We start from the raw sequence: 5,232 nt of genomic DNA, 5'->3' as shown, positions 1-5,232 counted from the left end.
CTTCTGGCGGGGTTGAGGACGTCGCGATCGCGGCGGCAGGCCCCCCCGCGTCGGTCGTCGCAAGGCGGCCGCCGCGTGATCCGTCAAAGGCCCGAAGGCAGGGCCGCCAGTCGGAGGGCGTGTGGAAAACGGCCGCGCGGGGCAGCCTGTCTCGTCGAAACGGTAACAACACAACAGCACCGGGCGAGGCCCGGCTGTCCCGCGCCCTCCCCATCCGCTTCACCCGAAGCGGCGCCGAAGGCTGGCTGTCACAGAACCCTGATGACCGCCCGCCTGCCCTCGGGCCATAAGAGCCCCTGCCCCTTCGGAGTCTCTCATGCGCCTGCCCCGTCGCGACCTTCTCACCGGCTCGGCCGCCGCCCTCGCCTTCGCCGGCCTGGCGCGCAACGTCCACGCCCAAGCCGCCGCGACGGAAGAAACCTACGTCAACGAGGTGCACGGCTACGGCCCCTTGGTCCGCGATCCCAACGGCCTGTTCGACCTGCCCCGGGGCTTCACCTACCGCGTCATCTCCCAGGGCGGAGAGACGATGGACGACGGCCTGCTGGTGCCCGGCCAGTTCGATGGCATGGGCTGTTTCGCTCTGGAGGGCTCGCGCGTGGCCCTCGTCCGCAACCACGAACTCAAGGGCGGCTCGCGCACCCATCGCAACTGGGGCCCCGGCGGCTTCCATCAGGAACGCCTCGGCGCGCTCGACAGGTCGAAGGCCTACGATACCTACAGGGACGGCCGCGTCCTGCCCGGCGGCACAACCACGCTGATCTACGACATGGACACCGGCGAGACGGTGCGCCAGTTCATGAGCCTGGCGGGCACCTCCACCAACTGCTGCGGCGGCATGACCCCCTGGGGCAGCTGGCTGACCTGTGAGGAAACCGAGGAAACGCCCTCCGACGCCGATGTCACGAAGGAGCACGGCTACGTCTTCGAAGTCCCGGCCAACGCCCACGGCCTCGTCGAGGCCATCCCGCTGAAGGCCATGGGCCGCTTCGAGCATGAGGCCGTCGCCGTCGATCCGCGCACCGGCGTCGTCTACCTGACCGAGGACAAGGGCGACGGCCTGTTCTACCGCTTCATTCCGAAGACCCCCGGCAAACTGGTCGACGGCGGCAAGCTCCAGGCCATGGCCGTCAGGGGCGCCCGGGGCGCCGACACCTCCAACCGCGAGACGCGCCTCTGGAGCGTCGGCGACTGGAAACAGGTCGAATGGATCGATCTCGACGATGTCGAGAGCCCCGACGGCGACCTTCGCGTGCGCGGCCACGCCGACGGCGCCGCCCTCGTGTCGCGCGGCGAGGGCATCCACTGGGGGGACGGCGAATTGTTTCTCACCGCGACTTCGGGAGGCCCGATCGAGCGGGGCCAGATCCTCCGCTATATTCCCTCCCCGATGGAAGGCGGCCTCGGCGAGCGCCTCCGCCCGGGCCGGCTCCAGCTCTTCGTCGAGACCACGGACGAGAAGGCGCTCAACATGGGCGACAATCTCACCGTCTCGCCATGGGGTCATCTGATCGTCTGCGAGGACAACTACTCCGACGAACTCCGCAATCACCTCAAGGGCGTGACCCCGGACGGCAAGCTCTACACGCTCGGCCGTAACGTCTTCCAAGGCAATTCCGAGCTCTGCGGCTGCGTCTTCTCGCCGGACGGATCGACCCTTTTCGTCAACATCCAGTATCCGGGGATCACCCTCGCGATCAGAGGACCGTGGACCTCGGTCCGGACATGAACAGGCGCGGTTGCGACCGGCGGACCAGCCACAGGTTCACGGTCGCGACCGCCAGCACCAGCGCCGCTCCCGCCTGGTGCAGCGCTCCCAGCCACAGCGGAACGGCGTTCATCAGCGTCGCCACCCCCAGCGCCGCCTGCAGCCACAGCGCCGCCGCCAGCACGAAGGCCGCCATGCCCAGTCCCTCGGCCAGCCGCCAGCGCCACGCCTGCACCGCGTAGACCGTGCCGCCGATGAGCAGGCCGTAGGCCGCCAGCCGGTGATTGAACTGCACCAGCGCCTGGTCGTGCAGGAAGGCCAGCGCCCCCTTGCCCCAGTCGACCGGCGCCAGCAGCTCGCCGCTCATCATCGGCCAATCGGTATGGACGAGACCCGCCTTGGCCCCCGCCACCAGCCCGCCCAGCAGGCACTGCAGAAAGATCGCGCCCAGCAGGATCGCCGCCCCCCGGCTCCAGCCGACCGGATGGCGCGAATGCTCCTCGCCGTTCCAGGCCTCGAGCCCGGTCCAGATCAGCCCCATGAAGATCAGCAGCGCCAGCCCGAGGTGAACCGCCAGCCGCTCCGGCGCCACATCGACCCGCTCGCTCAGCCCGCTGGACACCATCCACCAGCCGATCAGCCCCTGCAGTCCGCCCAGCGCCAGCAGCACCACGCAGCGCCCGATCAGCCGCCGCGGCATGGCCAGTCGACCGATGAGCGACCGGGGAGGAAGCAGGTGCGCCAACAGGAAAACCGCGAACGGCAGGGCGAACACCGCGCCGATGATCCGGCCCAGCTGGCGGTGCGTCCACTCCCACCAGAAGATGCCCTTGAACTCGCCCAGCGTCATGCCGGCGTTGACCTGCTGGTACTGCGGAATGGCACGGTATTTCTCGAACGCCTCGGCCCAGTCCGCGGCATTCATCGGCGGCAGGGCGCCCATGATCGGCTTCCACTCGGTGATGGACAGGCCCGATCCGGTCAGGCGGGTGACCCCGCCGACCACCACCATCGCGAACACCAGCGCCGCCGTCGCGAACAGCCAGATGGCTACCGCCCTGCTCTGATCGCCCCCGCTGAAACGCTTCATTCGACGCCCGCTGTCCCGACCGTTACACTGGACCGCGCGCCACTGGTCCGGCGCCCGATTGAGCGGTATGCCCGCCCACGAAGGCGAGATCGAGTCGGTTTTCGGCGTCGGGGCGTCGCAGGTCAGGAGAACGCGGTTGCAATACGCCGACATCGTCATCGCCGTCCTGGGTGCCTTCGCCCTGGCGTGGACCGCCGATCTACTGACCGGCCGCCGCGGCCTGTTCGCCACCTCGCTGGTCTCCGGCGTCGCCGCCGTCTGCGGCTGGTTCCTCGCCGTGCGGGTCTTCGCCGTCTCGACCATGGATGGCTGGACCTGGGTCGGCTGGTCGCTGGCCGCCTCGGTCATCGCGCTGGCGGCCTTCTTCCTGTTCCGCAGCAAGCGCTGACATGGGGCCCCGCACCCGCCGCTTCATCGCCATGCTTGGCGTGCTCGCCTTCCTCGTCTTCTGGATCTGGGGCGCCATCGCCCTGCGCGGCGTCCTGCCGCCGGGCCCGCTCATCGATCTGGTGGTCTATGCCGTCGCCGGGATTGGCTGGGGCCTGCCCCTCTATCCGCTGTTCAAATGGGCTGAGCGGCCCCGCGACTGAGCCGGGAACCGGGCCACAATTGCAAAGGGCCGCCCGAAAGCGGCCCCCTGACCAACCGTCTTCGAGGAGAAGATGGTCGGAGCGACAGGATTCGAACCTGCGACCCCTTGACCCCCAGTCAAGTGCGCTACCAGGCTGCGCCACGCTCCGAGAGGCGCTCCCTATAGACGGGGCGCCCGCCCCCCGCAAACCCAAAAACGAGACGTCAGGCGGTTCTGGAAAGAACGGCTTCCAGACGGGCCCGCGCGCCCTCCAGTTCGGCCAGGACCTGACGCAGCCGCACCGACGAAGCGCCGGTCGGAACCGCCGCCGCGCGCTCGGGAGCGGCTCCGCCTTCCGGCTCGAACGCCACCGTCCCGTCCGGGTCGCCATAGACCGCCAGCCGCTTCAGGCCCTGCTCGCGATGCAGCCGCTGGACGCCCTTGATGGTCAGGCCGTCCTCGTGCAGCAGCCGCTTGACCGCCTTCAGCAGCACCACGTCCTGCGGCCGGTAGAAGCGTCGTCCGCCGGCGCGCTTCAGCGGCGTGATGAAGGGGAATTTGGTTTCCCAGAAGCGCAGCACATGCTGCGGCGCCCCGATCTCGTCAGCGGCTTCGGAGATGGTCCGGAAGGCGTTCGGGCTCTTGGCCACGGCGCGTCAGGCGCTCACGACGGCGTCGTGAACCCGGCCCTTCATGATCTGCGAGGCGCGGAAGCTGATCACCCGCCGCGGATGGATCGCCGCCGGCTCGCCGGTCTTCGGATTACGTCCCATCCGGGCCCGCTTGTCGCGCACTTGGAAGACGCCGAAGCCGGACAGCTTCACGGTCTCCCCGCGCTCGAGCGATTCAATGATCAGTTCCAGGGTCCGCTCGACCAGCGCCGAGCACTCCTGGCGCGACAGGCCGACCTCCTCGTGGACCGCCTCACACAGGTCCGCCCGCGTCAGGGTCTGGTGCTGAGCCAATGGTCCGCTCCCCTTGAAAAGTCCGTCGCACCCATAAAAGAGCAAGCGCCTTCAAATGGAAAGCCGAATTGCGCCCTAGAGGCGAAAGGCGCAGGCCCCCCACGTCAATCCGCCGCCCATGGCCTCGGCCAGCACAAGGTCGCCGCGTTTGATCCGTCCGTCCTGAATGGCCGCATCCAGCGCCAGCGGTATCGACGCCGCCGAGGTGTTGGCGTGCATCGCCACCGTCGAGATGACCTTGTCCTCGTCGAGGCCCAGCCGGTCGCCGACGCCCTTGATGATGCGCTGGTTGGCCTGGTGAGGCACGAACCAGTCAACGTCGGCGATCTCGATGCCCGAGGCCTCGCAGCAGGCGGTGATCGCCTCGGCGATATTGACCACGGCGTGGCGGAACACCTGGTTGCCGGCCATCCGCAAATGCCCGACCGCCCCGGTCGTGGCCGGTCCGCCGTCGACATACAGCAGGTCGGTCTTGGAGCCGTCGCAACGCAGGGCGAAGCCGAGCAGACCGTGATCGGCCTTGGTCCCGTGTCCCTCGCGTGGTTCGACCACCACCGCGCCGGCCCCGTCGCCGAACAGCACGCATGTCGACCGGTCGGTCCAGTCCATCAGCCGGGTCATCTCCTCGGCACCGATGACCAGGGCGCATCTGGCATTTCCCCGCGCCACGAAGCCGTCGGCGACGCTCAGCGCATAGACGAAGCCGGAGCAGACCGCCTGGACGTCGAAGGCGATGCCCACGGGGCAACCCAGCTTGCGCTGCACGATGGTGGCGGTGGCCGGGAAGGTCAGATCCGGCGTGGTGGTGGCCACCACGATCAGGTCAACGTCTTCGGCCGAGCGGCCGGCGGCCTCGAGGGCCCGCCGTGCGGCCGCCACCGCCAGGTCGGAGACCGGC

At 69.0% G+C, this 5,232-nt stretch carries 7 protein-coding genes and 1 tRNA gene; 3 read left to right on the top strand and 5 right to left on the bottom strand.

Going from position 1 to position 5,232, the window contains the following annotated elements; translation table 11 throughout:
• Positions 1 to 316 precede the first annotated feature (316 nt).
• Positions 317 to 1,729 carry an alkaline phosphatase PhoX gene (locus VEC04_RS00450; RefSeq protein WP_324772725.1) on the top strand — a complete coding sequence of 471 codons (1,413 nt, stop codon included), beginning with the start codon at positions 317 to 319 and terminating at the stop codon, positions 1,727 to 1,729.
• On the opposite strand, the gene VEC04_RS00445 is transcribed toward VEC04_RS00450, so the two are convergent.
• Positions 1,698 to 2,798: a COX15/CtaA family protein gene (locus tag VEC04_RS00445; protein ID WP_324772724.1), complete on the bottom strand. Its 1,101-nt coding sequence runs from the start codon at positions 2,796 to 2,798 to the stop codon at positions 1,698 to 1,700. The genes VEC04_RS00450 and VEC04_RS00445 overlap by 32 nt on opposite strands.
• Positions 2,799 to 2,865: 67 nt before the next feature.
• On the opposite strand from VEC04_RS00445, the gene VEC04_RS00440 reads away from it, so the two are divergent.
• On the top strand, positions 2,866 to 3,186 hold the full coding sequence (locus tag VEC04_RS00440; protein ID WP_324772722.1) for a transglycosylase: 321 nt from the start codon (positions 2,866 to 2,868) through the stop codon (positions 3,184 to 3,186).
• Between the two features lies 1 nt (position 3,187).
• Complete coding sequence (locus tag VEC04_RS00435; protein ID WP_324772720.1) at positions 3,188 to 3,388, top strand: DUF2842 domain-containing protein; 201 nt, start codon at positions 3,188 to 3,190, stop codon at positions 3,386 to 3,388.
• A 73-nt stretch (positions 3,389 to 3,461) separates the two neighbouring features.
• On the opposite strand, the gene VEC04_RS00430 is transcribed toward VEC04_RS00435, so the two are convergent.
• The 4 genes from VEC04_RS00430 to VEC04_RS00415 form a co-directional block, all read right to left on the bottom strand.
• Positions 3,462 to 3,538: transfer RNA gene (locus VEC04_RS00430), tRNA-Pro, on the bottom strand.
• Positions 3,539 to 3,593: 55 nt separating this feature from the next.
• Complete coding sequence (locus tag VEC04_RS00425) at positions 3,594 to 4,019, bottom strand: MerR family transcriptional regulator (protein ID WP_324772719.1); 426 nt, start codon at positions 4,017 to 4,019, stop codon at positions 3,594 to 3,596.
• A 6-nt stretch (positions 4,020 to 4,025) separates the two neighbouring features.
• Complete coding sequence (locus VEC04_RS00420; RefSeq protein ID WP_298746214.1) at positions 4,026 to 4,334, bottom strand: integration host factor subunit alpha; 309 nt, start codon at positions 4,332 to 4,334, stop codon at positions 4,026 to 4,028.
• Between the two features lie 75 nt (positions 4,335 to 4,409).
• On the bottom strand, positions 4,410 to 5,232 hold an 823-nt coding region (locus VEC04_RS00415; RefSeq protein ID WP_324772717.1), incomplete at its 5' end, for a beta-ketoacyl-ACP synthase III.

The sequence above is a fragment of the Brevundimonas sp. genome (assembly GCF_035626535.1).
Classification (GTDB): Bacteria; Pseudomonadota; Alphaproteobacteria; order Caulobacterales; family Caulobacteraceae; genus Brevundimonas.
Note: the sequence above shows the minus strand (reverse complement) of the source record. Positions and strands in the feature narration are given on the sequence as shown.